Source organism: Micromonospora sp. SCSIO 07396, from assembly GCF_053667945.1.
The window spans coordinates 6355652-6382091 of the sequence record NZ_CM132210.1 but is presented as its reverse complement, the minus strand read 5'-3'; the positions used below and the strand labels follow the sequence as shown (position 1 = coordinate 6382091).

Genomic DNA, 26440 nt, shown 5'->3' with positions numbered 1-26440 from the left:
GCCGTCAGCCCTCGAGCTCCGGCGGGGGCCCCTGCGACTTGGGCTGCGTACGGTCGAGTTCGGCGTGGACGATCAGCCGCTGGTAGTTGTCGAACTTCGGGTTGCAGGTGGTGAGGGTGAGCAGTTTGCGGGTGGGTTTCACGTTCGGCTTGCCGGGCACCGGGGCGACCACCTCGACCTGGTCGGGGCGGACGATCCGGGACTGGTACACCTTGTAGACGTACCAGTCCTGCTTGCCCTCCAGGAGGATCGCGTCGCCGGTCTTCAGCTCGTCCAGCCGCCAGAAGGTGGCCCGGTTGCGGTGCCCGGCGACGGAGAAGTTGCCCACCTCGCCGGGGAGCGCGCTCTTCGGGTAGTGGCCCGGGGCGTAGCGGATGTCCTCCTGGGTGACGCCCTCGACGACCACCCAGTTCTTGTCGAGGCTGGGGATGTAGAGCCCGGCGATCGGCTGGCCCTCGGCCGGGGCGACCGCCTTGGCCGGGCCGGTGGGGCCGACTGTGGGGTCGCCGGTCGGGCCCCACGCCTGGGCGAGCTGCTTGTTGAGCTTGCTCTGATGGGCGTCGACCAGGGCCGACTTGCCCCAGATCTCGTAGCCGGCGAAGAGGAGCACCACCAGGCCGAAGGTGATCAGCAATTCGCCGCTGACCCGGACGCCGGTCCGCAGCCGGGAGGCGAAGGTGGGCCGGGTCAGCTCCGAGTAGACGCTCTTGTAGCCCTCCCCGGTCTGTTCCGGGCGTAGCTGCACCACCCGTTCACCGCGGCGGGGCGGGGGTGGGGGCGGGACGGGGTCGCCTGACCCGTCGGGTTCGGGGGCCGGTGGCACCGCCCCCATCAGCGCGGTGGAGTCGAGCGCCGGGCCGGTTGGCCGGGCCGGCAGCACCGGGAGCAGCGCCGTCGCCGCCGGGTCGACCGTGCGGTCCGGCTGCCGGCCGGTGGGCGCGGGTGGGGTGGGGTGGCCCGGCCAGGCGGGCGGCGGCTGGCGGTTGGGCAGCACCGGTGCGGGCCAGGGGCCGGCGGCCTGCGGACGGGCGGTTCGCGGGTCGGCGGTATGCGGACGGGCGGTCTGCGGGCCGCCGGCTTGCGGGCGGGCGGGGGCGGGCGGCGTGGACCGGTCGACCGGGGGGAGGAAGGCGGTCGGCCCGTCGTGCTGGTCGCCGCGGCGCGGGTCCCCGCCCTGCCGGGTCATCGCGGCACCGTCGCCGATCGCAGCGCCGTCGAGTCCTCGAACGCGGGCACGCCGACGGAGCCGACGCGCTCGGAGTAACCGAGCTGGTAGTGGTCGACCGCCTGCTTGAACAACCCGACTCCCTGAGAGCCGGCGAGGGCCTGCTGGAGGGCAGCGGGATCGCCGATTGCTACGATCTTGAATGGTGGCGAGTACACCCGGCCGTGCAACAGCAGGGTGTTACCGACGCAGCGTACCGCGCTGGTGGAGAGCACGCGGACGTTCATGATGGACATGGCCTCCGCACCTCCGGCCCAGAGCGCGTTGACCACCGCCTGCACGTCACCCTGGTGGACGACCAGGTCGTCGTTGGTGGCGCCCTTGGGTAACGTGCCGTCACTGCGCCTCGGGGCGTCGTTCAGTTCGACGGTCACCCCGGGCCCGGCGAGCGGGGTGAACCCGGCCGCCTGCTGGATCGCCTGGGCGCGGTCGCGCTGTTCCTTGATCGGTTCGTCGGTGTCGGCCAGGGTTGCCGTCTCGCCCTCGACGTCGGCGCGCAGCCGGGCGGCCCGCAGCTCGCTTTCGGCCACCTGCTCCCGGCGGTCCTCGATGAGCTGGGTCAGCTGGGGTCGGCGGTCCTCGCGCAGGGCGGTGCCGCCGGCGGTGGTCGCCGTGGTGGTGAAGAGCAGCCCGGCCGCGGCGGCGATCAGCGGCACGCCCACCGACCAGCCCGGCCGGCGCTGCCGGGGGCGTCGTGGCAGGAAGGCGGCGACCGCCCGGCGCATGGCCTTCTGCCAGGACGCGGCACCGGATGTGTACTCCACCGAGCGTTCCTCTCCCGTCGTGTGGTGACGCCCGTCACGACCCGGGACGGTCACCGGCATCGCGTCGACCCGCCCGAATCCGGTCACCGTGGGCACCGGATCGACCCCATTCATGGCCTGGAGCGGCCTTCCGGACTACGCTAGCTGTCGAACATTATTGGCCATGGACCGTCGCCCCCGCGCCCGGTTGTCAGGCCGGACGAGGTCGTCACCCCTCTGGAGAGCGTCGTGCCCAAGTCTCAGGTCCGTAAGAAGAAGGTGTACACCCCGCCGACGGACGTCCGTCCGACGACGACGGCGGCGACGCGCAAGCCTAGCCCGGTGTGGCTGCCGGCGACCGCTGTCGCGCTGATCGTCGGCGGCATCGGCTGGCTGGTGGTCTACTACCTCTCCGAGCAGGAGTACCCGGTCGCCTCGTGGGGCTACTGGAACCTCGCGGTCGGTTTCGGCGCGATGGTGGGCTCGCTGGTCCTGCTCTCCCGCTGGCGTTGAGCGCGGCGCTCCGCCGCGTCCCGCGACACGTCCCAGGTCACCCCGGACGGCCCCAGCCCGGCGCTTCGGCGTCGGGAGCCCTATGGTGTCCGCAGGGCGGCGTGGCCTGGTGCGAGAAGATTCACGTTACCGTCGGGTAACTTTCGCGTAGGCTGCACTGCATGACCGAGCGGAGCGAGGTCATCGACCGGTCCGGTCGGGGGTGCGGCGGCAGCACGCCGGCCACCCCCTGAGCCGGCCCCCGGTCGCCGAGCCGCTCGACAGGCAGCAGACCGGGAGGCCAACTCGATGGGTAGCGTCCAGATCGTCACCACGGTCCTCGCCGCCGCCATCACCGCCGTGGCGGTGTGGCTCGCGGTGCGCGCGGTGCTGAGGATGGTGGCCGTCATCCGGCTGGGGCAACCCGCGCCGGAACGGTTCGCCGACAAGGGCACCCGGGCGAAGACGATGCTGGTCGAGACGGCCGGCCACACCCGGATGCTCCGGTGGGGTGTGGTGGGGGCCGCGCACTGGTTCGTGATGGTCGGCTTCATCGTGCTGTCGCTGCTCGTGCTGGAGGCGTACTTCGAGGTCGTCTCGCCGACCGGCGGCCTGCCGCTGATCGGCGGCCTCGCCGTCTACGGCCTGGTCACCGAAGTGATCGCGGTGCTCGGCACGATCGGCATCGTCGTGCTGATCGCGATCCGGGTCCGCAACCGGCCGACCCGTCCGGGCGGGCGTTCCCGGTTCACCGGCTCCACCATGTGGCAGGGCTACTTCGTCGAGGCGGTCGTCCTCGCCGTGCTGATCATGGGGTTCGTGATCCGCGGCTTCAAGGTCGCCACCGACCACTTCGAGTACCCGGTCTGGGCCACCCCGGTCAGCCACGCCGTCGGCGCGCTGCTGCCCGCCTGGCCGGCCGGGGTCAGCGTGGCCGCCCTCATCAAGATCGCCATCTCGATGACCTGGCTGATCGTCATCGCGTTGAACGTGACGATGGGCGTCGCCTGGCACCGCTTCCTGGCGTTCTTCAACATCTTCTTCAAGCGCGAGCCGGCCCGGCCCGCCGGCTCCGGGCTCGGCCCGCTGCGCCCGATGACCAGCCAGGGCAAGCCGCTCGACTTCGAGGAGGCCGACCCCGAGTCCGACCAGTTCGGCGTCGCCCAGGTCGAGCAGTTCACCTGGAAGGGCCTGCTCGACTTCAGCACCTGCACCGAGTGCGGGCGCTGCCAGTCGCAGTGCCCGGCCTGGAACACCGGCAAGCCGCTGTCGCCCAAGCTGCTCGTGCTGAGCCTCCGCGACCACGCGTACGCCAAGGCGCCCTACCTGCTGGCCGGCGGCGGCAAGGACCTCACCGGCGAGGAGAAGGCCACCGCGGCGCAGCTCGCCCACCTCGACGTGCTCACCCTCGCCGAGGCCGAGAAGCCGCTGATCGGCGACGCCGAGGCCGGTGGCGTCATCGACCCGGACGTGTTGTGGTCCTGCACCACCTGCGGGGCCTGCGTCGAGCAGTGCCCGGTCGACATCGAGCACGTCGACCACATCGTCGACATGCGGCGCTACCAGGTCCTGATCGAGTCGAGCTTCCCGTCCGAGGCCGGCGTGATGCTGCGCAACCTGGAGAACAAGGGCAACCCGTGGGGCGCCCCGCAGAACACCCGCGAGGACTGGACCAAGGGGTTGGGCTTCGAGGTGCCCCGGGTCGGCGAGGTCGACGACTTCGAGTACCTGTTCTGGGTCGGCTGCGCCGGCGCGTTCGAGGACCGGGCCAAGAAGACCACCCGGGCGGTCGCCACCCTGCTGAACGAGGCGGGCGTCTCCTTCGCCATCCTCGGCGAGGGCGAGACCTGCTCCGGTGACCCGGCCCGGCGGATCGGCAACGAGTTCGTCTTCCAGATGCTCGCCCAGCAGAACGTCGAGACCCTCAACGAGGCGTTCGAGGGCCGGGATCGGGCCAAGCGCAAGATCGTCGCCACCTGCCCGCACTGCTTCAACACCCTCGGCAACGAGTACGGCCAGCTCGGCGGCGAGTTCGAGGTGGTCCACCACACCCAGCTCCTGGCCCACCTGGTCAGCACCGGCCGGCTCACCCCGGTGCAGCCGGTCGACGGCGGCGTCACCTACCACGACCCCTGCTACCTGGGCCGGCACAACCGGGTCTTCGCCGCCCCCCGGGAGGTGCTCGGCAGCGCCCTCAACGGTGGCGGCGGGACCGGCTCCGACCTGATCGAGATGCCGCGCAACAGCGAACGCTCCTTCTGCTGCGGTGCCGGCGGCGCCCGGATGTGGATGGAGGAGAAGATCGGCAAGCGGATCAACGTGGACCGGGTCGAGGAGGCCATGTCCACCGGGGCGCGGACCGTCGCCGTCGGCTGCCCGTTCTGCTCGACGATGCTCAACGACGGGGTCAACGGCAAGGGCGCCGGCGAGCAGGTCGAGGTGGTCGACGTGGCCAGCGTGCTGCTGCGCTCGGTCAGGCCGGACACCGCGCCCGGCGAGAAGCAGACCGCGCCGACCGCCGGCTGAGGCCGTACCACCGCCGGGGCGGACGCACGACGGCGGCGGCACCCCACCCGGTGCCGCCGCCGCAGCGGCCCTCAGGACGACGTGGTGGTGATGATGGCGGCCGTGGTGGTGACCGTGGTCGCGATCATGATCGCGGCCTGGGTCTCCTCGATCGCCTTCTTGGTCGCCGCGGACGCCCAGTCCCCGTCAGCGATTTCCGTGGCGCGGGCCTTGAGCCGTTCCTTCGGCAGCTCCCGGAAGAGCTTGCGGTCCAGCCCCACCGCGCGGGTCAGGCCGAGCAGCGCGGCCGTCCGGGCCTCCACCGGGCCGTCGGCGAGCAGCGCGTCGACCATCCGCTGCCGGGCCGCCGTCTCCGCCGCCGGCTCCGCGCCGGTCGGCGACGGGTAACGGGTACGCGGGAAGACCAGCAGCACCCGGTCGGACTCCCGGCGCAGCACCCCTGCGTCGACCAGGCCCGACAGCACCCGGTCGGGCAGCCCCTTGGCCAGCCGGCTGATCCAGTCCTTGGGCCGGCGACGCCTGCCGTCGGCGGCCACCTGCGCGAGGGCGTCATCGAGCAGCGGACGGCCGACCGGCGTCGGGTCGGTCACCACCAGCCGGTCGTCGGCCACCTCGACCCGACCGGCGAGAGCCAGTTCGAGCAGCACCGCACCGGACAGCCCATAGTCGAGGTGCGGCCGGCCGAGCCGGTTCACGCCGGTGTCGTCGTAGGCGAGCAGGACCAGTTCGTCAGCGAGGGTCAGCGGTGCCATGCCGTCCACGCTAACTCCGTGCCGCGAACCCCGCCCGTGGGCGGACCCGGCGGTGACGCCGGTGACCGTCTGCCACGCCCCGGTGACCGCCGGGGGAGGATCTGAAACAATTACGTCCATCGACTCACTGCTGCTCGGCACGCTGCTGCCCCTGGCCGGCTTCGTGCTGCTGACCGCCGGCAACGCGTTCTTCGTCGCGGCCGAGTTCGCCCTGGTCACCGTCGACCGGGCGGAGATCGACAGGCGGGCCGAGGCCGGCGACGCCACCGCCGCCACCGTCCGCCGGGCGCTGCGCGAGCTGTCCTTCCAGCTCTCCGGGGCGCAGCTCGGTATCACCCTCACCGCGTTGCTCACCGGCTACCTGGCCGAACCCGCCCTGTCCCGGCTGTTCGCCCCGCTGCTGGCCCCGCTGGGCGGGACGGACCGGTTCGGCCCGCTGCTCGCCCTGGCGCTGGCCACCCTGCTCTCGATGCTCTTCGGTGAGCTGGTGCCGAAGAACCTGGCGCTGGCCCGGCCGATGCCGGCGGCGTTGGCCACCGCCGGCCCGATGCGGGCCTTCTCCCGGGCCTTCGGCTGGCTGATCCGCGGGCTGAACGACTCGGCGAACCGGCTGGTCCGCCAGCTCGGCGTGGAACCGCAGGAGGAACTGGCCAGCGCCCGCTCCCCGGAGGAGCTCGGGCTGCTCGCGGCCATCTCGGCCCGCGCGGGCGCGCTGCCGCCGGACACCGCGATGCTGCTGCGCCGGACCATCCGCTTCGGCGACAAACGGGCCGCCGAGGCGATGACCCCCCGGGTGGACGTGATCGCGCTGCGGGCCACCGCCACCGTCGCCGAGCTGCTGGACCTGTCCCGGCGTACCGGCCGCACCCGGTTCCCCGTCTTCGAGGAGACCCTCGACCTGGTCACCGGGGTCGCGGCCGTGCCGGACGCGCTCGGCGTGCCGCTGGCCGCGCGGGCCCGCACCACCGTCGCCTCGGTCGCCCGCGAGCCGGTGTACGTCCCGGAGAGCCTGGACCTCGACGGGGTGCTGGCGGCGTTGAAGGCCGCCGGGTCCGACCTGGCCATCGTCGTCGACGAGTACGGGGGCACCGACGGCGTGGTGACCGTCGAGGACCTGGTCGAGGAACTGGTCGGGGAGATCGCCGACGAGTTCGACCCGGCCACCGTGGACGACGTCCACGACACCGGGCTGACCGTGCCGGGCGGGGAACGGACGGTCCTGGTGGACGGGGTGCTGCGTGGGGACGAGTTGTTCGAGCAGACCGGCTTCCGGCTGCCCGAGGGCCCGTACGAGACGCTGGCGGGCTTCCTGATGGCCCGGTTGGGGCACATTCCGTTGCCGGGCGAGACGACCCGGGCGGACGGCTACGCGTTCACCGTCGTCGAGGTGGAGCGGCACCGGATCGAACAGGTCCGGGTGGTCCGCCCCGAGGAGCCGCACGCCGATGACTGAGCTGCTGGTGGCGGTGATGCTGCTGCTCGGCAACGCGTTCTTCGTGGGCAGCGAGTTCGCCCTGATCGCGTCGCGTCGTACGGTGGTGGAGCCGTTGGCCGCCACCTCGAAGCGGGCCCGGTGGGCGTTGTCGGCGATGAACCAGATCCCGCTGATGATCGCCGGGGCGCAGTTGGGCATCACGGTCTGTTCGCTCGGGTTGGGCGCGATCGCCGAGCCGGCCCTGGCCCACCTGCTGGAGCCGGTGTTCCACGCGGTGCTGCTGCCGGCGGGCGCGGTGCACCCGGTCTCCTTCCTGATCGCGCTGGGCGTGGTGGTGTTCCTGCACACCGTGGTCGGCGAGATGGTGCCCAAGAACATCACCCTGGCCGGGCCGGAGCCGTCGGCGCTCTGGCTGGGGCCGGCGATGCTGGCGTTCTGCCTGGCCACCAAGCCGTTGCTGCTGGCGATGAAGTGGGCGGCGCGGCAGGTGCTGCGGCTGTGGGCGGTGGAGGCGGCCGACGCGGTCAAGACGGTCTTCACCGCCGAGGAGTTGGCCGGGCTGGTCGCCCAGGCCCGCACCGAGGGGTTGCTCGACGCCGGGGAACACGCCCGGATCACCGGGGCGCTGGCGTTGCACGACCGGACGGCGGCCGACGCGCTGCAACCGTGGTCCACGGTGACCACGGTGGCCGAGGACGTCTCACCGGCGTCGCTGGAGGTGTTGGCGACGAGCACCGGCCGGTCCCGGTTCCCGGTGGTGCAGCGTTCCACCCGCCGGGTGCTGGGGTTCGTGCACGTCAAGGACGTCCTCGGGTACGCCGGGGTGGCCCGTCGCGCGCCGGTGCCGGCCGAGGTCTACCGGCCGCTGGCGGTGGTCCCGCCGGACCGTACGTTGGCCGATCTGCTGCTGGCGATGCGGCGCGAGCGGCGGCACATGGTGCTGGTGAGCGACGGTCGCCGCCCGCTGGGGGTGGTCACGCTCGACGACGTATTGACTGCCATCGTTGGAAATTGAGTGGACACCCTTTGTGTGCAAGCGATTGCACTGATGTGATGGATTGCCCACCCGCCTTGATTCCCCACCGCGACTGCCCCTAATGTTGCACCGGCCGCTGTGGGACGTCTGCCTCCTTCTTCCCCTTAGCGAGGCGCCCGGCGGTCGGTTGCAAAGGAGTCGACGCCGGTGGCAACCATGCCCCCTCACCGTCACGCCCAGGGCCAGCCGCCCGTACGGCCGGCAGCCCTCCGGCGGATCGCCCGCCGCCTGCTCACCCTGGTCGCGGCGGTCGCCGTCGGTGCCGGGATGTTCGCCGTGCCGGCCCACGCCGCGCCGTCGCCCGAGGAGATCGAGGCGGCCCTCGACAAGCAGTGGGAGCAGATCGAACCGACCATCGAGAGCCACCACAAAGTCCAGGAGCAGCTGAAGGTCAACCGCAAGAAGGCGGCCGACCTCCAGAAGAAGATCGAGCCGCTGGCGCTGCAGAGTGAACTCGCCCTGGGCCGGGTCGGTGACCTCGCCTCCCGCTACTACAAGTCTGGCCCCTCGCAGGAGCTGAGCGCGCTGCTCACCACCACCAAGCCGGGCACCCTCGCCACGCAGCTGACCATCCTGGACCGGCTCGCCGCCGAGCAGCGCCGGGAGGTCGAGGCCGTGCTCGTGGTCCGCCGCAAGTACGACGCCGAGAAGCAGAAGCTCGACACGCTGATCGCCGCCGAGGTGAAGCAGGAGAAGGAACTCGCGGCCAAGAAGAAGCAGATCAATGCCGAGATCAAGCGGCTGCAGGCGGCGATGCCGAAGACCACGGTGAAGGTGAACGGCTGCCCCACGATCAACGGTGTGGTCAGCTCCGCCGCCCGGACCGCGATCGCGACCGCCTGCGCGCAGGTCGGTGACCCGTACGTCTGGGGCGCCACCGGGCCGAACTCGTTCGACTGCTCCGGGCTCACCCAGTTCGCGTACAAGGCGGCAGGTATCTCGCTGACCCACTTCACCGGTGCGCAGTGGAACGAGGGCAAGGCCATCCCGCGCTCCGAGGCCCGCCCCGGCGATCTGGTCTTCTTCTTCAGCGACCTGCACCACGTCGGGCTCTACCTGGGCAACGACATGATGGTGCACGCGCCCCGGACCGGTAAGCCGGTCCAGGTGACCAGCATCAACTACATGCCGGTGGCCGGCTTCCGCCGCCCCTGACCAGCGCAGACGTCAACCCCCGGCCCGATGGGCCGGGGGTTGCGTGTTTTTCGGTCACCGAGTGTGCCGGCCCGGCGGGTTGCGGATCGATAACGACCATCTCTACTCTGGTCAATCGTCGGTCGGCACCAGGTCCGCCCCGCCCGGGGTGGCGTCGGCCGGCATCGCCGAGTCGCCTTCGGGCGAGCCGGGGACCCAGGTACGCCGGGGTGAATCCGCGACCGCCGCGGTAGGGCGCTCCCTTCCCGCCCGAACCCGTCAGCTAACCCGGTAGGCGGTCGAGGAAGAAGGAGCCCGGAGCCCGGTGGCACACCATGCCCCGCGGCCGCCGTCGCACCGGACGACCCAGGTCGCCCGGAACACGACGGTGCCGCGCCCACGCTGGTCCCGCTTCACCACCACCCTCGCCACCCTGGCCGCCGCAGCGGTCGTACTGACCGGTGGCCCTACGGCGGCGCACGCCGACCCCTCGGTCGCCGAGATCGAACGGCAGATCGACCAGGACTGGAACAAGCTCGAACCGCTCATCGAACAGCACAACGCCACCCGCATCGACCTCGCCGCCAAGCGCCGGCAGGCCGACGCGCTCGGCAAGCGCATCGCCCCCCTGCAACGCCGTGTCGACCAGGCGATGAACCAGGTCAGCGGCCTCGCCGTGCAGGCGTACAAGGGCGAGAACATGTCCACCGTCAACGCCCTGCTGGGCAGCCGCAACCCGAGCCAGGTGGTCGAACAGCTGGGGCTGCTGGACCGGTTCGCCAGCCGCCAGCAGCGCGAGGTGCGGGCCGTCGCCGAACTGCGCGACGAACTCGCCGCGACCAAGGCGCCGCTGGACGAGATGGTCGCCCAGTTGAGCCGTACCGAAGCGCAGCTCGCGGCCCGCAAGAAGCAGATCAACACCGAGATCGACAGGTTGCAGAAGCTGCGGCTCAAGGTCTACGGCAACGGCGGCGGCGGGCCGCTGCGCCCGGCGCCGTGCCCCGCAGGCTACCCAGGTGGTCCGGCCGGTACGGCGGTCAAGTTCGCCTGCGCCCAGATCGGCAAGTTGTACGTGTGGGGCGCGGCCGGACCGAACAACTACGACTGTTCCGGGCTGACCATGGCGGCCTGGGCGAAGGCCGGGGTGTCGTTGCCGCACAACGCCCGGCAGCAGCGCCAGGTCACCGACCGGGTGAGCCGGGCCGACCTGCGCCCCGGCGACCTGGTCTTCTACTACTCCGACCTGCACCACGTCGGAATGTACGTCGGGGACGGCTGGGTCGTGCACGCGTCCCAGGCGGGCAAACCGATCACGATGAAGCGGGTCGACGACGGGCCGGTCAACAGCTACGGCCGACCCGGCTGAGCCACCGTGTCGGGGCCCCGGACCCGGGGCCCCGACACGGCACGCCGCGTCAGCCGATGGTCCAGGTGCGCCAGTTCTGCCAGGAACGGCTGGGGGTCGGCCCCCGCTGGCCCTGGTAGCGCGACCCGTACACCGCGGAGCCGTAGGGGTGCTCGGCCGGCGAGGAGAGCCGGAAGATGCAGAGCTGGCCGATCTTCATGCCCGGCCAGAGGGTGATCGGCAGGTTGGCCACGTTCGACAGCTCCAGCGTGACGTGGCCGGAGAAGCCCGGGTCGATGAAACCGGCGGTCGAGTGGGTGAGCAGCCCCAGCCGGCCCAGGCTCGACTTGCCCTCCAACCGGCCGGCGAGCTGGTCGCCGAGGGAGATGACCTCAAGCGTGGAGGCGAGCACGAACTCGCCCGGGTGCAGCACGAACGGCTCGCCCGCCGGCACCTCGACCATCGACGTCAGGTCGTCCTGCTGCACCGACGGGTCGATGTGGGTGTAGAGGTGGTTGTTGAACACCCGGAACAGCTTGTCGAGGCGCACGTCGATGCTGGACGGCTGCACCAGACTCGGCTCGAACGGCTCCAGCGCCAGCGCGCCCGCCTTGATCTCGGAGACGAGGTCCCGGTCGGAGAGCAGCATCGGGACACCATATCCAGCGCCCCGGCCGGACCCGCCCACCGGGCCGCCCCACCGGCCGGCGTCGTCGCCGGCTCCGAGGCGTACGTCGGGCCGTTCGACCTGCGTGTCGGACTGATTTTCGAACGCCTGTTCGATAGGATGACGACATGGCATCCTGGTCCGCATTCGCCGCCGACGAGCCCCGACTCGCCGACGGGATCCGCCTTCTCCTCCAGCAGTACGGGTCGGGTTTCGGCTACCTGGCCACCGTCCGCGCCGACGGCGGTCCCCGGGTGCACCCGGTCTGCCCGCTGGTCACCGACGGCGGGCTGTTCTGCTTCGTCGTCGACTCGCCCAAGCGGCGTGACCTCGAACGCGACGGCCGCTACGCGCTCCACTCGTTTCCGCCTGAGGACAGCGACGACGAGGCGTACGTCGCCGGTCGCGCCGAGCCGGTGACCGACCCGGCCCGGGTGGCGCTGGTGGCCGAGATCGGCCGGGCCGCGCCCCAGGTCGACTGGCGGCTCTTCGAGTTCAGCGTCGACGTCGCCATGCTCACCCGCCGCGAGCACGGTGGCCCGTTCAGCGGTGACGCCGGGCGTCCCGCCGTGCAGGTCTGGCTCGACCCGGTGCCCGGTCGGCACGGTGTCGCCGGCCTGCCCGACCAGCGCCCGTCCCGGCGCGGCAGGCACGGGTTCGACACCCGTCGCACCGCCGCCTGACCCCGGAAACGACGGTGCCGGCCCCGTCCCCAGGGGACGGAGCCGGCACCTGACGCTGTGCGGTGCCGCCGGTCAGGCCGACGCGCGGTACGCGGTCCAGGCGTTCACCATGCGGCTCGCCTGCCCAGCGGTGAACTGGTACATGCACGAGTCGTAGGTGTAGTCCATGAAGTTGGTGATCGGGTCCTTGCCGGTCGCGGTGCAGGTGTCCCGGCCGGTCGGGCACTGGTAGGCCGGCTCACGCTCGGCCGGGGTGTCCGAGACGCCGTCGCCCGAGCCCGAGCAGCCACCCTGGAAGGTGTGGTAGAGGTTCAGCCAGTGGCCGACCTCGTGGGTGCCGGTGTCGCCCAGGTTGTAGTTGGTGGCGGTGCCGTTCGGCAGCGATTCGCCGAGCACCACGACGCCGTCCATCACGTCCAGGGTGCGCTTGGGGAAGGTGGCCCAGCCGAGCAGGTCGTCGCTCAGCTCACCCAGGTACATGTTGAGGGTGTTCTTGCCGCCGGTGCGCAGCGAGGTCTTCATCGCCCGCTCGGCCGAGGAACCCTGCACGATCGGGTACCACGACGCGTTGGTGACCCGGTTGATCTTCTGGAGCTGGAAGGTGAAACCCGTGGCGGCCCCACCGGTCGCACCGCTGTACGCCTGGTTGAGCACGCTGATCTGCGAGTTGATCATCGAGTCGGGGATGTTGCCCCCGGCCCGGGTGCTGTCCCGCTGGATGACGTGCACGACGACCGGGATGCTGATCGGGGCCAGCGCCACCGTCGTGCCCTCAGTCGAGCCGCTGCGGTAGCTGGACTTCGACTGTAGGGCGCTGTTGCGCAGGGCGGCGGCGAACTCCGCCTCCCGCTCCTGGACCTGCTTGGCGGTCAGCTCGTTGGGGTCGTGCCGCTTGTGGGCAGCCTTGCTGCCGCCACGGACGCGGGCGTCGGAGTGGACGTCCGCGTGGGCGTCGGCCGGCTCCGCGCAGGAAGTGTTGTCGGGGGCTGCGGAGTACGCGGAAGCCGCAGGTACGACGCCCACCGCAGCGGTGCTCAACAGCAGCGCGAAGGTCGTCGACGCGACACCGGCGGCACGCCGGGTCAGCAGGTTGGGACGCAGTCCCATGGGCCCACCTCTTTCTGGCGGCGCGGCAGGGGGTATGTCGCGCCGAGGTCGTGAACGTGGGGGTGACGTTACAACTGATCGACACGTTTGAGAACGTCCCCAAGCTGCTTCTGTGAAACATCTGACCGTTTTGTTTCAGCAGGTGGTGGCTGGTTGCCTACGCAAGGTGATCGGTGGCGTGCGGGGTGCCCGGGTGCGCGGGCGCGGTCACCTCAGGTACAGTGGTCCCGCTTGCGGGTGTAGTTCAATGGCAGAACATCAGCTTCCCAAGCTGACAGTGCGGGTTCGATTCCCGTCACCCGCTCCACCACGAAGGCCCTGACCCGGATGCGAATCCGGGTCAGGGCCTTCGGTGTCTCATCCGGACCGTGATGGCGCGCGGGCCCGCCTCTGGTGCCGGCGACGGCGCGGGTGGCGCGCCGGGCCCACCCCGTCCGAACCACCGCTCGCCACCCCCACTGCCCGCCGGTCACCGGGATCCCGGCGGCCTGACGCCCCACGGGTGAGCATGGCGGGGACATATGCCCGTGCGCGCCCTTTAGACCTGATGACGTGAACGATTCACACCGATGACCGCAGCGGTGTCAGACGTCAGCACAGCGCGCCGTCCGTCGCCTGCTGCCTATCCCGCCGTCCGTCGCCTGCTGCCTGATTCGTTGACGACATCAGCTCGAAAGGACGCGCCAGGACTACCCTGCCCAGGATGACCCGGGCGACAGGCCGAGGTGGAAACGACGGCACTTTCCGTCGAGGCTCATGCGGGTGCCGTCCCCCCTGCTCCGAGGAGGTTGCCGTGCCGGCGAAGCTGACCCGGGACGAGGCCGTGGCCCTCGTCGATCGGATCATGCGGCTCGACTACGCCGACGACGTCGAACTGTACGACTGGCTGGAGAGGCTCGGCCGTGATCTGGCCTGTCCGGACGTCTCCGATCTGATCTTCACCACCGTCCCCGAGTTGACGGCCACTGAGGTCGTCGACCGCGCGTCGGCGCGCCGGCCGGTCGAGATGCCGGCCACCCCGTGGCCGGAGCCCGACGACCGGCTCCGACGTCGCTGACCCACGGGAGCGCGGAGGTACCCCAACGCCCACCGCTGCGCAGCTGCGGTCCCTGTGCTAGAGCCCGCCTTCGAGTTCGCGAATCACCCGTTCGATCGATTCGTTCACCCGCGACGTCTCGACGTGAACCAGATCGTAGAGCCGTTCGAGTTCAGAATCCAGCTCATGAGATTCGGGCGAGTCACTCCCGGTTGAATACTCTGCGACGATACTTCCATTCTCGTCCATGATCCGGATGTTGTGTCGACGACCGTTGAAGGAGAGGGTCAGGGAGGAGGAGGGGGTGGAAGTTCGGAACGCCTTGGAGCCGAACGGGTTCATGCGTGGGGTGGGTTTCCATTCGATGGACCCGCGGTCGGTTCTTGTGTTCAGCAGTCTAACCAAGTGGAGCAGGCGGCCAATCGTAAAATCACCTTGCATCGTCAACGCCTCCAGCTTGGATGCCCTGCACGGTCGCAATTGCGCCCAGCTCGTTCGTTACCTTGGCTATCGCGTCCCGCACGTCCTTTGTTGCCGCGGCCAAGTTCAGGTCACCACCTGACCCACTCAGCTCAATCTGGGCCTGGGACGCGGCCGACACGGAATCCTGGATGTCGACCAGCAGCTCACGTCTTGCCAATTTGCCAACCTGTAGGAGGCCGCGTACCTGGCCCGCCTGCCAGCGCCAGGATTGAAGCGAGGAGGCGACGACGGGCTCCGAGCCGCTTCTGATCGCGCGGTCCAGTTCCTCTTCGACTCGCTGCAACTGAGGGATCAGGCCCAAAAGACTGCTTCTTCCGATGGCCTTCTGCGAATTTCGGGCGGCGCTTTCGGCGGCTTCCGCAGCCTTGCGCGTCTTCTTTACCTGATTGTAGGTGACCCCGAAGCCGATGATCGCGACTGGCACTGCCGATATGTCGGCAACGTGACCTATAAGGTCAAGCACGTTCACGGCAGCACCATCCTTTCGGTGTGGCCCACCCTACTGTGGGCGCAGATGCGGCACAGCACTCCGTACTGGCAGATGATCGACAATCGGCGGCGCGGCGCGAATGAGGTGCCACCCTCGGCCCTCTCGGAGGCGGGCCTGTTGCCTACGCTGGCGATCATGCGGATTGGCATCGTGATCCTCCCCGACCAGCGCTGGCCACAGGCGCGTCGGCGCTGGCAGCAGGTGGACGCGTGGGGCTTCGACCACGCCTGGACGTACGACCACCTGGGGTGGCGGGATCTGGTCGACGGTCCCTGGTTCGACTCGATGTCGACGCTGACCGCCGCCGCGATGGTGACCGAACGGGTCCGGCTGGGCACCCTGGTCGCCTCGCCCAACTTCCGGCATCCGGCCGCGTTCGCCCGACAGGTCACCACCCTCGACGACATCTCCGGCGGGCGGCTGCTGCTGGGCCTCGGCGTCGGCGGCATCGGCTTCGACTCGGCGGTGCTCGGTGGGGAGACGCTGCCGCCCCGGCCGAGGGTGGACCGGTTCGGCGAGTTCACCGAGCTGCTGGACCTGATCCTGCGGGAGGACGGCACCACCTGGCGTGGCGACTGGTTCAGCGCGGTGGACGCCCGGAACAACCCCGGCTGCGTGCAGCAGCCCCGGGTGCCGTTCGTGATGGCCGCCAACGGGCCCCGGTCGATGCGGCTGGCCGCCCGGTTCGGTCAGGGCTGGGTCACCACCGGCACCGGTGAGGAGGAGCTGACGGCCTGGTGGGACGGGGTGGCGACGCTCTGCGCCTGGATGGACCGTACCCTCGACGAGGTCGGCCGGGACCCGGCCAGCCTGCCCCGCTACCTCTCGCTGGACTCGGCACCGGTCTTCTCGCTGCGCAGCGCCGACTTCTTCGCCGAGCAGGTGGCGCGGGCGGCGGCGCTCGGCTTCACCGACGTGATCACCCACTGGCCCCGGGCCGACAGTTGGTACGCCGGCGACGAGGCGGTGCTGGTCGACGTCGCGACCCGGCTGCTGCCGGAGCTGCGTACGCCCTGACGGGCGGCCCCTCCCGGGGCGGTTCAGGTGCCGAGGTCGCCGGTGGGCGTCCCGCCGTCGCCGGCCGAGACCAGCCGGAACCGGATACAGACGATCTCGGTGTCGTCGGTGACCGGGGTGCCGACCCGCGCCCAGTACCCGGCGTGCCCCGCCCGCCAGTCCCCGATCGAGCGGTCGCCCTCCCCCTCGGAGCGGGCGAAGTCCCAGGAGACCCCGGCGAAGGGGACGATCTCGATCCCGGTCACCTCGACCACCCCGACGAGGGCGTCCCGGTCGTCGACCAGGGCCAGCCGTTCGCCGACGTGCTCCAACTCCTCGTTCTCGTCGGCGTACTCGGTGAGCAGGCCGGCGGTGGCCGTCTTCACCCCGGCCAGCACCAGCGTGTTGAGTGTGGTGCGCACCTCGCCGGGGGTGCCGAGGGCGAGCGTGCGGAGTCCGCCGATCCGTGGCCACATGCGGCCGAGGCTACCGCCGCGTCGATCTCCCGTCGCCCGGTTTCGACGCCCCCACGGTCGGCTCCGCCGTCGCTACGGTGGGTCGACGACGGGAGGAACCATGGACCGACGCGCGGTACTCGTCCCCGGACGGGGCTACGACACCCACTACCCGCTGTTCGCCTACCCGGGTGAGGGCCTGCGCCGGGCGGGCTTCGACGTCCACGAGATCGGCTGGCAGCCGCCGGAGGGGATCGGTACGGACGGCGCGCCCCCGTCGGTGGCGATGGACTGGGTCGCCGGGCAGGTCGCCCCGACCCTGGAAACACCGACTGATCTGCTGGTCGCCAAGTCGCTCGGCACCCTGGCCGCCCCGCTCGTCGTCGACCGGGGGCTGGCCGCGATCTGGTTGACGCCGCTGCTGCACCGCCCCGAGGTGGTGGCGGCGCTGGACCGGGCGTCCGCGCCTTTCCTGCTGGTCGGCGGTACGGCCGACGGGGCGTGGGACGGTGCGGTGGCGCGGCGGCTCACCCCGCACGTGCTGGAGGTGCCGGACGCCGACCACGGACTGCTGGTGCCCGGCCCACTGGCCCGCTCGGCCGAGGTGCTCGGACAGGTCTGCACGGCGGTCGAGGAGTTCGTGCGGCTCACCTGGCCGGGCTGACACCGGAGCGTGGGTCAGGGCAGGTCGGCGGGGGTGAGCAGCCCGCGTACGCCCAGTTCGGCGGCGACCGGTTCGGGCAGGTCGACGACCACGGCGGCGACGCCGACCCAGTGCGCGCCCCGGGCGGCGCACAGGTCCCGGACGGCCCGCACCTGGGCGCCGGTGGCGACCCAGTCGTCGACCATGAGTACCCGGTCGTGCGCGCCGAGCCGGTCGTCGCGTACCGCGAGGTCGACCTGCCGGCCCCGGAAGTCGGGTGGGCTCTGCGCCCAGGTCAGCGGGCCGGCGGGGAGGCGTCCGTCGCCCGGCTTGTGGGCCGGGACGAAGCCGACGCCCAGGGCGGTCGCGGCGAGCGGCCCGAGCATCAGCCCGGTCACCGCGGGGGCGACGACGACGGTGGGCCGGTCGGTGCGGAACGGCGTGACCAGGGCCGGACCGAGCCTGGCCAGCACCTGCGGGTCCCGCCACCAGGCCGAGACGTCGCTGACCAGGTGGCTGCTGCCGGGGCCTGGATCGACCCAGGCGAACAGCTCGGCCAGGCGGTCACGCAGTGTCACGGTCATGTCCACATCTTCGGCGGTGAATGCCATCGGTGGCATTCTGGCCCGTGCGGCCCAGCGGTCCTCGGCTGATCGGTCACACGTATCACTGTAATTCCGGGCATACCACCATGATCACGTTGACTTCGGAAGTGCTTCTCTCGTTACGGTCCGAGCCGTTATGCAGGCATACGAAAGGACCGAGCCGGTGGTTGGCAGGCATACCCGTACCCGGATCTTCTCCTCACCCGCCGGCATCGCCGCCACCGCCGCGCTCGGCGTCGCGCTCGCCGTCGGCGGCACCGTCGGCGCGGTGCAGCTGACCGCCGACGACGCGCCGGCCCCCGTGATCGTGGACACGGTCGCCCCCGGTGCCGTCGCCACCACCGACGCGCCGACCCCGACCCCGAGCCCGAGCGCCACCGCCTCCCCGAGCGCCAGCCCGTCGCCCACCGCCACGGCCAGCCCGAAGCCGACCCGGACCCAGGCCGCCTCCCGGAGCAAGCCGCGCACGGCCGCGCCCAAGCCGTCCGCCACCACCAAGAAGGCGGCCGCGAAGAGCAACGTCGTCGACAGCGGCTCCTGTGGCGCGTCCTTCTACGACGAGGGTCAGTTGACCGCCAACGGGGAGAACTTCGACCCGGGCGCGTTGACCGCCGCCCACAAGACCCTGCCGTTCAACACGAAGGTCCGGGTGACCAACCCGGCCAACGGCAAGTCCGTCACCGTACGGATCAACGACCGTGGCCCGTTCATCGACGGGCGTTGCATCGACCTGTCCCGGGCCGCCTTCGCCGCGATCGCCTCGGTCGACCTGGGGGAACTGACCGTCAGGTACGAGGTGCTGGGCTGACGGCGAACGGTGGCGTCGGCGGGACGGCCGGGTAGAACACCCTCAATCGTGGGGCTAGGTTCATTCTCCGGCCCGGTTCCATCAGGCATGCTGTCCCACGTACGTAAACATGCCTTCCAGTTGGGCCGAGGCCCACTGAGTCCCGGGTCCCGCGCCGGCGTCGGCGCGGCTGTCGGGCTGCTCGCGCTCGTCTCGGCGATCGAGTCGGCCGACGGCCGTGCGGTGCACTACGTCGCGCTGATGACGGTGGCACCGATCCTGGCCGCCGGCTTCGCCTCGTGGCGTGCGGTGGCCGGGGTGGGTTTCCTCGCGCTGCTGGTCGGGGTCGGTTTCGCGGTGGCCGATCCGGCGATGGAACTACCCACGGCGGTGTCCCTGGTCGGGATCGCCGTCGCCACGGTGGTGGCGGCGAGCGTGGCGGCGGTCCGGCAGGGGCAGGTGGAGCGGATCGGCGAGTTGTCCAGGTTGGCCTCGGTGGCCCAGCAGGCCGTGCTGCGTCCGCTCGGCCCGCAGGTGGGCACCCTGGCGGTGGCGGCGCGGTACATCTCCCCCACGGCCACCGCCGAGATCGGCGGCGACCTGTACGAGGCGATCGACACCCCGTACGGCGTCCGCATGATCATCGGGGACGTGCGGGGCAAGGGGCTGGACGCGGTCCGGCTCGCCAGCATCGTGCTCGGCTCCTACCGGCACGTGGCGTACGAGCGGCCCGACCTGCGGGCGGTGGTGGCCGACCTGGACCGGGCGGTGGCCCGCAACGTGGGGGACGAGGACTTCGTCACCGCCGCCGTGGTCGAGGAACGCGGCGGCACGCTGACCATCGTCAACTGCGGTCACCCGGCCCCGCTGCTGCTGCGCCGGGGTGCGGTGATCCCGCTGGAACCGCCCGCCCCCGCCCCGCCGTTGGGGTTCATGCCGGTGGTCCGGCCCCGGGTCGAGCGGCTGGAGCCGGGGGACCGGCTGCTGCTGTTCACCGACGGTCTCGGCGAGGCGCGGCGCGACGGCGAGTTCTTCCCGACCGCCGACCGGGCCTGGCGGCTGCTCGGCCACGGCACGGTCGGCGACGGCCTGGCCTCGCTGGAGACCGCGCTGGTCGAGTGGGTGCACGGCCGGCTCGACGACGACATCGCCCTGGTCCTGATGGAGTACACCGGCCCGCGCAGCGGGGTCACGGTGGCGGTGCCCTCGTGGGAGGTCGGCGCGGCCGAGAGCTGAGCCGGGTGTGTAATCGCCGTCACTTCCGCGAGCGGGTTGTCGCTGCCTACCCGTGAGTAATACAGTGTGGGTTACTGATCGGTAACACCTGTCCGGAAGCGGGGCCGCGAACATGACCCACTACAAGAGCAACCTTCGGGACCTTGAGTTCAATCTGTTCGAGGTCTTCGGGGCGGACCAGACGTTCGGCCAGGCGCCGTACACGGACCTGGACGTCGACACCGCCCGCAGCTTCCTCTCCGAGGTCGACCGAATGGCCCGTGAGGATCTCGCGGCCAGCTACACCGACAGCGACCGCAACCCGCCGGTCTTCGACCCCGCCACGCACACCGCGCCGCTGCCGGAGTCGTTCAAGAAGTCGTACCAGGCGTTCATGGACTCCGAGTTCTGGCGGCTGGACCTCCCCGAGGCCCTCGGCGGCAGCAGCGCCCCGCGCGCCCTCTGGTGGTCGCTCGCCGAGCTCGTCCTCGGCGCCAACGCCCCGGTCTGGATGTACGCCTCCGGTCCGTCCTTCGCCCACGTGCTGCACGTCGAGGGCACCGAGGAGCAGCAGAAGTGGGCCAAGCTCTTCATCGACAAGCAGTGGGCCTCCACGATGGTGCTGACCGAGCCGGACGCCGGCTCGGACGTCGGGGCCGGCCGCGCCCGCGCGATCCCGCAGCCGGACGGCTCCTGGCACATCGAGGGCGTGAAGCGCTTCATCACCTCCGGTGAGCACGACCTGAGCGAGAACATCGTGCACTACGTGCTGGCCCGCCCGGTCGGTGTGGAGGGCGTCGGTGGACCCGGCACCAAGGGGCTGTCGCTGTTCGTCGTGCCGAAGTTCCACTTCGACGCCGAGACCGGTGAGCTGGGCGAGCGCAACGGCGTCTACGCCACCAACGTCGAGCACAAGATGGGCATCAAGGTCTCCAACACCTGCGAGCTGACCTTCGGCGAGCACGGCGTACCGGCCAAGGGCTGGCTGCTGGGCGACAGGCACGACGGCATCCGGCAGATGTTCATGATCATCGAGTACGCCCGGATGATGGTCGGCACCAAGGCGATCGCCACCCTGTCCACCGGCTACCTCAACGCCCTGGAGTACGCGAAGAACCGGGTGCAGGGGGCCGACCTGATCCAACAGGCCGACAAGACCGCCCCCCGGGTCACCATCACCCACCACCCGGACGTGCGCCGTTCGCTGCTGATGCAGAAGTCGTACGCCGAGGGCCTGCGCGCGCTGGTCTGCTACACCGCCGGCTGGCAGGACCGGGTCGCCGTCGCCGAGGCGGCCGGCGACGAGAAGGCGACCAAGCTGGCCAAGCGGGTCAACGACCTGCTCCTGCCGCTGGTCAAGGGCGTCGGCTCGGAGCGGGCGTACGAGCTGCTCGGCCACGAGTCGCTCCAGACCTACGGCGGCTCGGGCTTCCTCCAGGACTACCCCCTGGAGCAGTACGTCCGGGACGCCAAGATCGACACCCTGTACGAGGGCACCACCGCGATCCAGAGCCTCGACCTGATCTTCCGCAAGATCGTCCGGGACAACGGCCGGGCGCTGACCGCCGTCGCCGGTGAGATCCAGGAGTTCATCACCAGCGAGGCCGGCAACGGGCAGCTCAAGGAGGAGCGGCTGGCGCTCGGCCGGGCGCTCGGCGAGATCCAGAACATCATCGGCGTGCTGACCGGCTGGCTCGGCGAGGCCCAGGGCGGCGACGCGCGCAGCCTCTACAAGGTCGGTCTGAGCAGCCGCCGCTTCCTGCTCGCCCTGGGCGACCTGGTGGTCGGCTGGCTGCTCCAGAAGCAGGCCGACGTGGCCCTCAAGGCGCTGGCCGGTGAGGTTTCCGCCACCGACCGGGCGTTCTACACCGGCAAGGTGGCCGCCGCCCGGTTCTTCGCCCGTGAGGTGCTGCCCCGCATCGGCGCCGACCGGCGGATCATCGAGGGCGCCGACCTGGACATCATGGACCTCCCGGAGGAGGCGTTCTGATCCCGCCGAGCTGATTCAGCATGGGCCGATGTTGCGGTATCCGATCGTCCGGATACCGCAACATCGGCCTTTCTGCGCTGACCGCCCCCCGGATTGCCCGCCCCCATCCCGGTAGGCGGGGGGCTGGGCGGGTAAGCCGCGCGGACCACGTCGTCAGGGCACGCCCAACGGCCACCGCACGGGGGAGTGCAGCGCACATGGGTATTGGTAGCGCCATCTTTCTCATCGCGCTCGGCGCGATCATGACGTTCGCGATCCGGGCCAACGTCTGGTGGATCGACCTGCGCGCAGTCGGCTGGGTGTTCATCCTGGCCGGGCTGGCCATACTGCTCACCACGCTGTGGTTCTGGCAGGACCGGCGCAAGCGGGCCCGCACGCTCATCGTGGAGGAGAACCGGCTCTCCCACCCGACCGCGATGATGCCGCCGCCGCCCGACCCGCCGCCGCCTACCGCACCTCCGTCCTGAACGCGCGGCCGTCCCGGTGGCTGGCTGGGAGGGTCAGCCGCGGGCGGTGTGCCGGGCGGTGATCGGGGCGTCGCCGGGGGTCAGCTCCGCCCACGGCGTCGCCACCCGGTGCACCACCAGGTCGGTGGTGCGCAGCCCCTCCCGGTCGGCCCGTTGCGGGTCGAGTAGCGCCGACAGCAGCGAGACGCCCGGATTGTGTGCGACGAGCAGCACCGTGCCCGCCTCCGGTTCGACCGTCCGCACCAGGTCGAGCAGGTCGTCCGGGTGCGCCTCGTACGCGGCGGCGGCGTACCGCACCACCGGAGCCGTCCCCGCCGGGCCACCCTCCGGCGGGGACCCGGTCATGCCCAGCGCCACGTCGTGCCAGGTCTGCCTGGTCCGGCGGGCCGCCGAACAGATCACCACGTCGGGGAGCAGACCCTGCCGGGCCAGCCACGCACCGGCGGCGGCGGCGTCCGCATGCCCCCGGGCGGTCAGCCTGCGCTCCACGTCCGGGCCGGTGGTGGGCTGTTCGGCCTTGGCGTGCCGGAGCAGCACCAGGGTCCGTGTCGCGGCCTCGCCGTCCGTCATTGCACCAGCTTGCCTGATTGGCGCGGGTGCCGCCTGGGTAAGTCGATGGATGCCACTCGCTCATCGATGCCCTCGATGGCCGTGGCCGGGTGGGTAACGCCAGCTGACAGCCAAGGAGGCGACGTCATGGGCATCGGTGCCAGCATCTTCCTCATCGCGGTGGGCGCGATCTTCGCGTTCGCCGTCGACGCCAATCTGGGATGGCTCAACCTCGACGTGGTCGGCTGGGTGCTGATGCTCGCCGGTGTCGTCGGGCTGTTGACCACCCTCTACTTCTGGAACGGCCGCCGCCGGGCCGTCGTCACCACCGCGGTGCGGCAGGACCAGGTTGTCGCCGACCCGGTCGTTCCGGTGCAGGGCGGCCAGGTGGTACGCGAGGAGTACCGCGAGACGCGTGGCTCGGGTTACCCGGTCTGACCGTCCCGCACCCCACGATCTCGGGGGCCCCGCAACGGCGCGGGGCCCCCGAACTGTCTGTGGTTCCTCTCCGCTGTCAGGCGAAGAGGGCGAAGTAGATCGCGATGTGGTGACAGAGGGCGGCGATCAGGGTGCAGGCGTGGAAGAACTCGTGGTGGCCGAAGACGGTGGGCCACGGGTTCGGCCGGCGCAGCGCGTAGAAGACCGCGCCGATGCTGTAGACCGCGCCGCCGGCGGCGAGCAGCACCAGCACGGTGACCCCGCCCTGGCGCAGGATCTGCGGGAGGATCGCCACCGACACCCAGCCGAGGGCCAGGTAGAGCGGCGCGGAAACCCAGCGCGGGGCGTGCGGCCAGATCAGCTTGACGGCGACACCCGCCAACGCCCCACCCCAGACCAGGCCGAGCATCAGGATGGCCATCCGCCTGTCGAGCAGCAGGACACAAAGCGGGGTGTACGTCCCGGCGATGAACACGAAGATCATCGAGTGGTCCATCCGGCGCATGATCTGGTAGCCGCGCTCCGACCACACCCGGCGGTGGTAGAGGGCGCTGGTGCCGAACAGGCCGCAGACCGTCACGCTGTAGATCAGGCAGCTGACCAGGGGTGTCCAGCCGGGTCTGGTGGCCGCGATCGCACTGAGCACGATGCCGCAGACGAGCGCGACGAAGAACGCGTAGGTGTGCAGCCAGCCGCGCATCCGGGGCTTACCGATGTCGACAGGCTTGAGTCGAAGCGGTGCGGAGGTGGTCACGCAAACAGGTTACGGCACCGTAGGTTACTTCTAGGTAGTGCGACCCGTCACGACCCGGATCGGGTCCACCTGCCCTGGACGGCCCATCGATCGGAGAGTATGGCGCAATGCGGATCCGACCCGTGGGCCGGCACGCCCTCCTGCTCGACTGCGACGACCCCGCCCAGGTGGAGCAGTGGCGGGCCGAGCTGTGGCGACGCCGGGAAGCCGGCGAGCTGACCGCCACCGAGATCGTCCCGGCCGCCGGCACCGTCCTGCTCGACGGGGTGCCCGACCCGGCGTCGACAGCCGCCCGGATCACCCGCTGGACCCCCGACCCGGCCACCACCACGGCCGCCGCCCGCCTGGTCGAGGTGCCCACCGTGTACGACGGGGACGACCTCCCCCGGGTCGCCGAGCACTGGAAGCTGACCGTGCCCCAGGTGGTGCGCCGCCTGGCGGACACCGAGTTCCGGGTGGCGTTCTGCGGGTTCGCCCCCGGTTTCGCCTACCTGACCGGGCTGCCCCCGCAGTACGCGGTGCCCCGACTGCCCACCCCGCGCCCCCGGGTGCCGGCCGGCTCGGTGGCCCTGGCCGGGCCGTACGCGGGGATCTATCCGAGCGCGTCGCCGGGCGGCTGGCTGCTGGTGGGGCGGACCACGCTGACCCTGTTCGACGTGTCCGCCGATCCGCCGGCCACCCTCACCCCCGGCACCCGGGTCCGGCTGGTGACGGTGTGACCGGGCCGCACCATCCGCCACCCGCTCCGGCTGGTGGCCGGGTGACCGGGCCGCACGGCAGGTCGGCCGACCCGGCCGGCGGCGCGATCGAGGTGCGGCGGGCGGGACTGCGTACCACCGTGCAGGACCTGGGGCGGCCCGGGTGGGCGCATCTCGGCGTACCCCGGTCGGGGGCGTTGGATCCGGCGGCGCTGGCGCTGGCGAACCGGCTGGTCGGCAACCAGGCGGACGCCGCCGGTCTGGAGCTGACCCTCGGCGGTGGTGAGCTGCGGCTGACCCGGGCCGGCACGGTGGCGGTGACCGGGGCCGACGTCGACGTCCGGGTCGACGGTCGGCCCGGTGACGTGGGCCGGCCGCTGGCGGTGCCGGCGGGCGCGGTGCTGCGGATCGGCACGCCCCGGAACGGGCTGCGCAACTGGCTGGCGGTCGACGGCGGGATCGCCGTCCCGCCCGTGCTCGGCAGCCGGTCCACCGACACCCTCGCCGGCCTCGGCCCGCCCCCGGTCCGCGACGGCGACCTGCTCCCGCTCGGCCGACCGGCCGGGCCGCCCGCACCGGTGGACTTCACCGTCGGCCGACCGGTGCCGGCGGAGTTGTGGCTGACCCTGCGCCCCGGCCCGCGTGCCGACTGGTTCACCGCCGGGGCGATGGCGCTGCTGCTCGGCACGGCGTACGCGGTGAGCCCGGTCAGTGACCGGGTCGGCGCGCGACTGGTCGGCGCGGCGCTGCCCCGCGCGGTGGCCGGGGAACTGCCCAGCGAGGGCGTGGTGCTCGGGGCGGTGCAGGTGCCCGCCGACGGCCAACCGTTGATCTTCCTGGCCGACCATCCGACCACCGGCGGCTACCCGGTGATCGGCGTGGTGGACGACGTGACCGGGCTCGCGCAGGCCCGGCCGGGGACTACGGTGAGGTTCCATGGACCTCAACGCTGACCTCGGCGAGGGATTCGGCATCTGGCGGCTCGGCGACGACGAGGCGCTGCTCGACCTGGTCACCTCCGCCAACGTGGCGTGCGGCTTCCACGGCGGCGACCCGTCGACCATGCGCCGGGTCTGCGCCGCCGCCGCCGAACGCGGTGTCACCGTCGGCGCGCAGGTCGGCTACCGGGACCTGGCGGGCTTCGGCCGCCGGCACATCGCGTACGGCTTCGACGAGCTGCGCGACGACGTCACCTACCAGCTCGGGGCGCTCGACGCGTTCTGCCGGCCGTACCGCACCCGGGTGCGCTACCTCAAACCGCACGGCGCGCTCTACCACGCGGCGGCCACCGACGAGGTGCAGGCCGCCGCCGTGGTCGCCGCCGTCACCGGGTACGACCACGAGCTGCCGATCCTGTGCGCCCCCGGCTCCACCCTCGCCCAGCTCGCCGTCGGCGCGGGACTGCGGGTGGTCGCCGAGGGCTTCGCCGACCGGGGCTACCTGCCCACCGGGGCGCTGGTGCCGCGTACCGCGCCTGGCGCGCTGGTCACCGACCCGGAGGAGGTGGCGCTGCGGGCGGTCCGGATGGCCACCGAGCACACCGTGGTGGCGGTCGACGGGACCGTGGTGCCCTGCCCGGTCGCCTCGATCTGCCTGCACGGGGACAGCCCCGGCGCGGTCGCCTCGGCCGCCGTGGTGCGGGCCGCGTTGATCGACGCCGGGGTCACCCCGACCCCGTTCGCCTGACCG

The 26440-nt window shown here is 71.5% G+C and carries 29 protein-coding genes, 1 tRNA gene and 1 riboswitch; of the genes, 19 read left to right on the top strand and 11 right to left on the bottom strand.

Annotated features, from left to right (window positions below; genetic code table 11):
* Positions 1 to 4: 4 nt before the first annotated feature.
* Together ACWCHM_RS28145 and ACWCHM_RS28140 are read right to left on the bottom strand one after the other, a co-directional pair.
* Positions 5 to 1186, bottom strand: a complete 1182-nt coding sequence (locus tag ACWCHM_RS28145) for a class E sortase (protein WP_454220470.1) — start codon at positions 1184 to 1186, stop codon at positions 5 to 7.
* Positions 1183 to 1989 (bottom strand): DUF881 domain-containing protein, encoded by an 807-nt coding sequence (locus ACWCHM_RS28140; protein WP_204958428.1) that lies wholly within the window; start codon positions 1987 to 1989, stop codon positions 1183 to 1185. The genes ACWCHM_RS28145 and ACWCHM_RS28140 overlap by 4 nt, the downstream gene beginning before the upstream one ends.
* 228 nt (positions 1990 to 2217) lie before the next feature.
* Here ACWCHM_RS28140 and ACWCHM_RS28135 point away from each other — a divergent pair, with 228 nt between their 5' ends.
* The gene (locus ACWCHM_RS28135; protein WP_204958429.1) at positions 2218 to 2481 is read left to right on the top strand and encodes a cell division protein CrgA; all 264 of its coding nucleotides are present in this window, start codon (positions 2218 to 2220) and stop codon (positions 2479 to 2481) included.
* A 288-nt stretch (positions 2482 to 2769) separates the two neighbouring features.
* On the top strand, positions 2770 to 4986 hold the full coding sequence (locus tag ACWCHM_RS28130) for a (Fe-S)-binding protein (protein ID WP_454220469.1): 2217 nt from the start codon (positions 2770 to 2772) through the stop codon (positions 4984 to 4986).
* Positions 4987 to 5057: 71 nt separating this feature from the next.
* On the opposite strand, the gene ACWCHM_RS28125 is transcribed toward ACWCHM_RS28130, so the two are convergent.
* The gene (locus ACWCHM_RS28125; protein ID WP_454220468.1) at positions 5058 to 5738 is read right to left on the bottom strand and encodes a GOLPH3/VPS74 family protein; all 681 of its coding nucleotides are present in this window, start codon (positions 5736 to 5738) and stop codon (positions 5058 to 5060) included.
* A gap of 145 nt (positions 5739 to 5883) precedes the next feature.
* Here ACWCHM_RS28125 and ACWCHM_RS28120 point away from each other — a divergent pair, with 145 nt between their 5' ends.
* From ACWCHM_RS28120 to ACWCHM_RS28105, 4 genes are all read left to right on the top strand, one after another.
* On the top strand, positions 5884 to 7191 hold the full coding sequence (locus tag ACWCHM_RS28120) for a hemolysin family protein (protein ID WP_239485356.1): 1308 nt from the start codon (positions 5884 to 5886) through the stop codon (positions 7189 to 7191).
* Positions 7184 to 8188, top strand: coding sequence for a hemolysin family protein (locus ACWCHM_RS28115; protein ID WP_454220466.1), 1005 nt, complete (start codon positions 7184 to 7186; stop codon positions 8186 to 8188). Before ACWCHM_RS28120 ends, ACWCHM_RS28115 begins: the two co-directional genes overlap by 8 nt.
* A gap of 177 nt (positions 8189 to 8365) precedes the next feature.
* Positions 8366 to 9364, top strand: a complete 999-nt coding sequence (locus ACWCHM_RS28110; RefSeq protein WP_204958434.1) for a C40 family peptidase — start codon at positions 8366 to 8368, stop codon at positions 9362 to 9364.
* A 155-nt stretch (positions 9365 to 9519) separates the two neighbouring features.
* Positions 9520 to 9656, top strand: a riboswitch (cyclic di-AMP (ydaO/yuaA leader).
* 12 nt (positions 9657 to 9668) lie between these two features.
* Positions 9669 to 10709 (top strand): C40 family peptidase, encoded by a 1041-nt coding sequence (locus tag ACWCHM_RS28105; RefSeq protein WP_454220465.1) that lies wholly within the window; start codon positions 9669 to 9671, stop codon positions 10707 to 10709.
* A 49-nt stretch (positions 10710 to 10758) separates the two neighbouring features.
* Here ACWCHM_RS28105 and dcd read toward each other — a convergent pair whose 3' ends face one another.
* The gene (dcd, locus tag ACWCHM_RS28100; protein ID WP_204958436.1) at positions 10759 to 11337 is read right to left on the bottom strand and encodes a dCTP deaminase; all 579 of its coding nucleotides are present in this window, start codon (positions 11335 to 11337) and stop codon (positions 10759 to 10761) included.
* A gap of 146 nt (positions 11338 to 11483) precedes the next feature.
* Here dcd and ACWCHM_RS28095 point away from each other — a divergent pair, with 146 nt between their 5' ends.
* Positions 11484 to 12038 carry a pyridoxamine 5'-phosphate oxidase family protein gene (locus tag ACWCHM_RS28095; RefSeq protein ID WP_204958437.1) on the top strand — a complete coding sequence of 185 codons (555 nt, stop codon included), beginning with the start codon at positions 11484 to 11486 and terminating at the stop codon, positions 12036 to 12038.
* Positions 12039 to 12110: 72 nt separating this feature from the next.
* Here ACWCHM_RS28095 and ACWCHM_RS28090 read toward each other — a convergent pair whose 3' ends face one another.
* A complete protein-coding gene (locus ACWCHM_RS28090; protein WP_204958438.1) occupies positions 12111 to 13145 on the bottom strand; it encodes a zinc metalloprotease in 1035 nt (344 codons plus the stop codon).
* Positions 13146 to 13378: 233 nt separating this feature from the next.
* On the opposite strand from ACWCHM_RS28090, the gene ACWCHM_RS28085 reads away from it, so the two are divergent.
* Both ACWCHM_RS28085 and ACWCHM_RS28080 read left to right on the top strand, forming a co-directional pair.
* A tRNA-Gly gene (locus tag ACWCHM_RS28085) sits at positions 13379 to 13452 on the top strand.
* A gap of 486 nt (positions 13453 to 13938) precedes the next feature.
* The gene (locus ACWCHM_RS28080; protein WP_454220464.1) at positions 13939 to 14202 is read left to right on the top strand and encodes an e9imm peptide; all 264 of its coding nucleotides are present in this window, start codon (positions 13939 to 13941) and stop codon (positions 14200 to 14202) included.
* A gap of 57 nt (positions 14203 to 14259) precedes the next feature.
* On the opposite strand, the gene ACWCHM_RS28075 is transcribed toward ACWCHM_RS28080, so the two are convergent.
* On the bottom strand, positions 14260 to 14628 hold the full coding sequence (locus ACWCHM_RS28075) for a hypothetical protein (RefSeq protein WP_204958439.1): 369 nt from the start codon (positions 14626 to 14628) through the stop codon (positions 14260 to 14262).
* Positions 14612 to 15133 (bottom strand): hypothetical protein, encoded by a 522-nt coding sequence (locus tag ACWCHM_RS28070; protein ID WP_454220463.1) that lies wholly within the window; start codon positions 15131 to 15133, stop codon positions 14612 to 14614. Before ACWCHM_RS28070 ends, ACWCHM_RS28075 begins: the two co-directional genes overlap by 17 nt.
* A 156-nt stretch (positions 15134 to 15289) precedes the next feature.
* Here ACWCHM_RS28070 and ACWCHM_RS28065 point away from each other — a divergent pair, with 156 nt between their 5' ends.
* Positions 15290 to 16171, top strand: a complete 882-nt coding sequence (locus ACWCHM_RS28065) for an LLM class flavin-dependent oxidoreductase (RefSeq protein WP_204958441.1) — start codon at positions 15290 to 15292, stop codon at positions 16169 to 16171.
* Positions 16172 to 16194: 23 nt separating this feature from the next.
* Here ACWCHM_RS28065 and ACWCHM_RS28060 read toward each other — a convergent pair whose 3' ends face one another.
* Positions 16195 to 16626, bottom strand: a complete 432-nt coding sequence (locus ACWCHM_RS28060; RefSeq protein WP_454220462.1) for an ASCH domain-containing protein — start codon at positions 16624 to 16626, stop codon at positions 16195 to 16197.
* 100 nt (positions 16627 to 16726) lie between these two features.
* Between ACWCHM_RS28060 and ACWCHM_RS28055 the strand changes: the two genes are divergently transcribed.
* Positions 16727 to 17269 carry an alpha/beta hydrolase gene (locus tag ACWCHM_RS28055; protein WP_454220461.1) on the top strand — a complete coding sequence of 181 codons (543 nt, stop codon included), beginning with the start codon at positions 16727 to 16729 and terminating at the stop codon, positions 17267 to 17269.
* A gap of 14 nt (positions 17270 to 17283) precedes the next feature.
* Here ACWCHM_RS28055 and ACWCHM_RS28050 read toward each other — a convergent pair whose 3' ends face one another.
* Positions 17284 to 17832, bottom strand: coding sequence for a phosphoribosyltransferase (locus ACWCHM_RS28050; RefSeq protein ID WP_421490488.1), 549 nt, complete (start codon positions 17830 to 17832; stop codon positions 17284 to 17286).
* 184 nt (positions 17833 to 18016) lie between these two features.
* Between ACWCHM_RS28050 and ACWCHM_RS28045 the strand changes: the two genes are divergently transcribed.
* The 4 genes from ACWCHM_RS28045 (at position 18017) to ACWCHM_RS28030 (ending at position 22312) form a co-directional block, all read left to right on the top strand.
* Entirely contained in the window at positions 18017 to 18661 is a 645-nt protein-coding gene (locus ACWCHM_RS28045) for a septal ring lytic transglycosylase RlpA family protein (protein ID WP_421489730.1), read from the top strand.
* A gap of 87 nt (positions 18662 to 18748) precedes the next feature.
* Positions 18749 to 19876 (top strand): PP2C family protein-serine/threonine phosphatase, encoded by a 1128-nt coding sequence (locus tag ACWCHM_RS28040; RefSeq protein ID WP_204958444.1) that lies wholly within the window; start codon positions 18749 to 18751, stop codon positions 19874 to 19876.
* A gap of 112 nt (positions 19877 to 19988) precedes the next feature.
* A complete protein-coding gene (locus ACWCHM_RS28035; protein WP_281901515.1) occupies positions 19989 to 21845 on the top strand; it encodes an acyl-CoA dehydrogenase in 1857 nt (618 codons plus the stop codon).
* A gap of 197 nt (positions 21846 to 22042) precedes the next feature.
* Positions 22043 to 22312, top strand: a complete 270-nt coding sequence (locus ACWCHM_RS28030) for a DUF6458 family protein (RefSeq protein WP_204958446.1) — start codon at positions 22043 to 22045, stop codon at positions 22310 to 22312.
* 33 nt (positions 22313 to 22345) lie between these two features.
* On the opposite strand, the gene ACWCHM_RS28025 is transcribed toward ACWCHM_RS28030, so the two are convergent.
* Positions 22346 to 22882, bottom strand: coding sequence for a SixA phosphatase family protein (locus tag ACWCHM_RS28025; RefSeq protein ID WP_204958447.1), 537 nt, complete (start codon positions 22880 to 22882; stop codon positions 22346 to 22348).
* Positions 22883 to 23008: 126 nt separating this feature from the next.
* Between ACWCHM_RS28025 and ACWCHM_RS28020 the strand changes: the two genes are divergently transcribed.
* Positions 23009 to 23299 (top strand): DUF6458 family protein, encoded by a 291-nt coding sequence (locus tag ACWCHM_RS28020; protein ID WP_454220460.1) that lies wholly within the window; start codon positions 23009 to 23011, stop codon positions 23297 to 23299.
* Between the two features lie 76 nt (positions 23300 to 23375).
* Here ACWCHM_RS28020 and trhA read toward each other — a convergent pair whose 3' ends face one another.
* Positions 23376 to 24053, bottom strand: coding sequence for a PAQR family membrane homeostasis protein TrhA (trhA, locus tag ACWCHM_RS28015; RefSeq protein ID WP_454220458.1), 678 nt, complete (start codon positions 24051 to 24053; stop codon positions 23376 to 23378).
* 107 nt (positions 24054 to 24160) lie between these two features.
* On the opposite strand from trhA, the gene ACWCHM_RS28010 reads away from it, so the two are divergent.
* The 3 genes from ACWCHM_RS28010 to ACWCHM_RS28000 are packed head-to-tail and all read left to right on the top strand — an operon-like array spanning position 24161 to position 26437.
* Complete coding sequence (locus ACWCHM_RS28010; RefSeq protein WP_454220456.1) at positions 24161 to 24772, top strand: 5-oxoprolinase subunit B family protein; 612 nt, start codon at positions 24161 to 24163, stop codon at positions 24770 to 24772.
* Positions 24769 to 25704: a 5-oxoprolinase subunit C family protein gene (locus ACWCHM_RS28005; RefSeq protein WP_454220455.1), complete on the top strand. Its 936-nt coding sequence runs from the start codon at positions 24769 to 24771 to the stop codon at positions 25702 to 25704. Before ACWCHM_RS28010 ends, ACWCHM_RS28005 begins: the two co-directional genes overlap by 4 nt.
* Complete coding sequence (locus tag ACWCHM_RS28000; protein ID WP_454220454.1) at positions 25688 to 26437, top strand: LamB/YcsF family protein; 750 nt, start codon at positions 25688 to 25690, stop codon at positions 26435 to 26437. The genes ACWCHM_RS28005 and ACWCHM_RS28000 overlap by 17 nt, the downstream gene beginning before the upstream one ends.
* Positions 26438 to 26440: the final 3 nt, after the last annotated feature.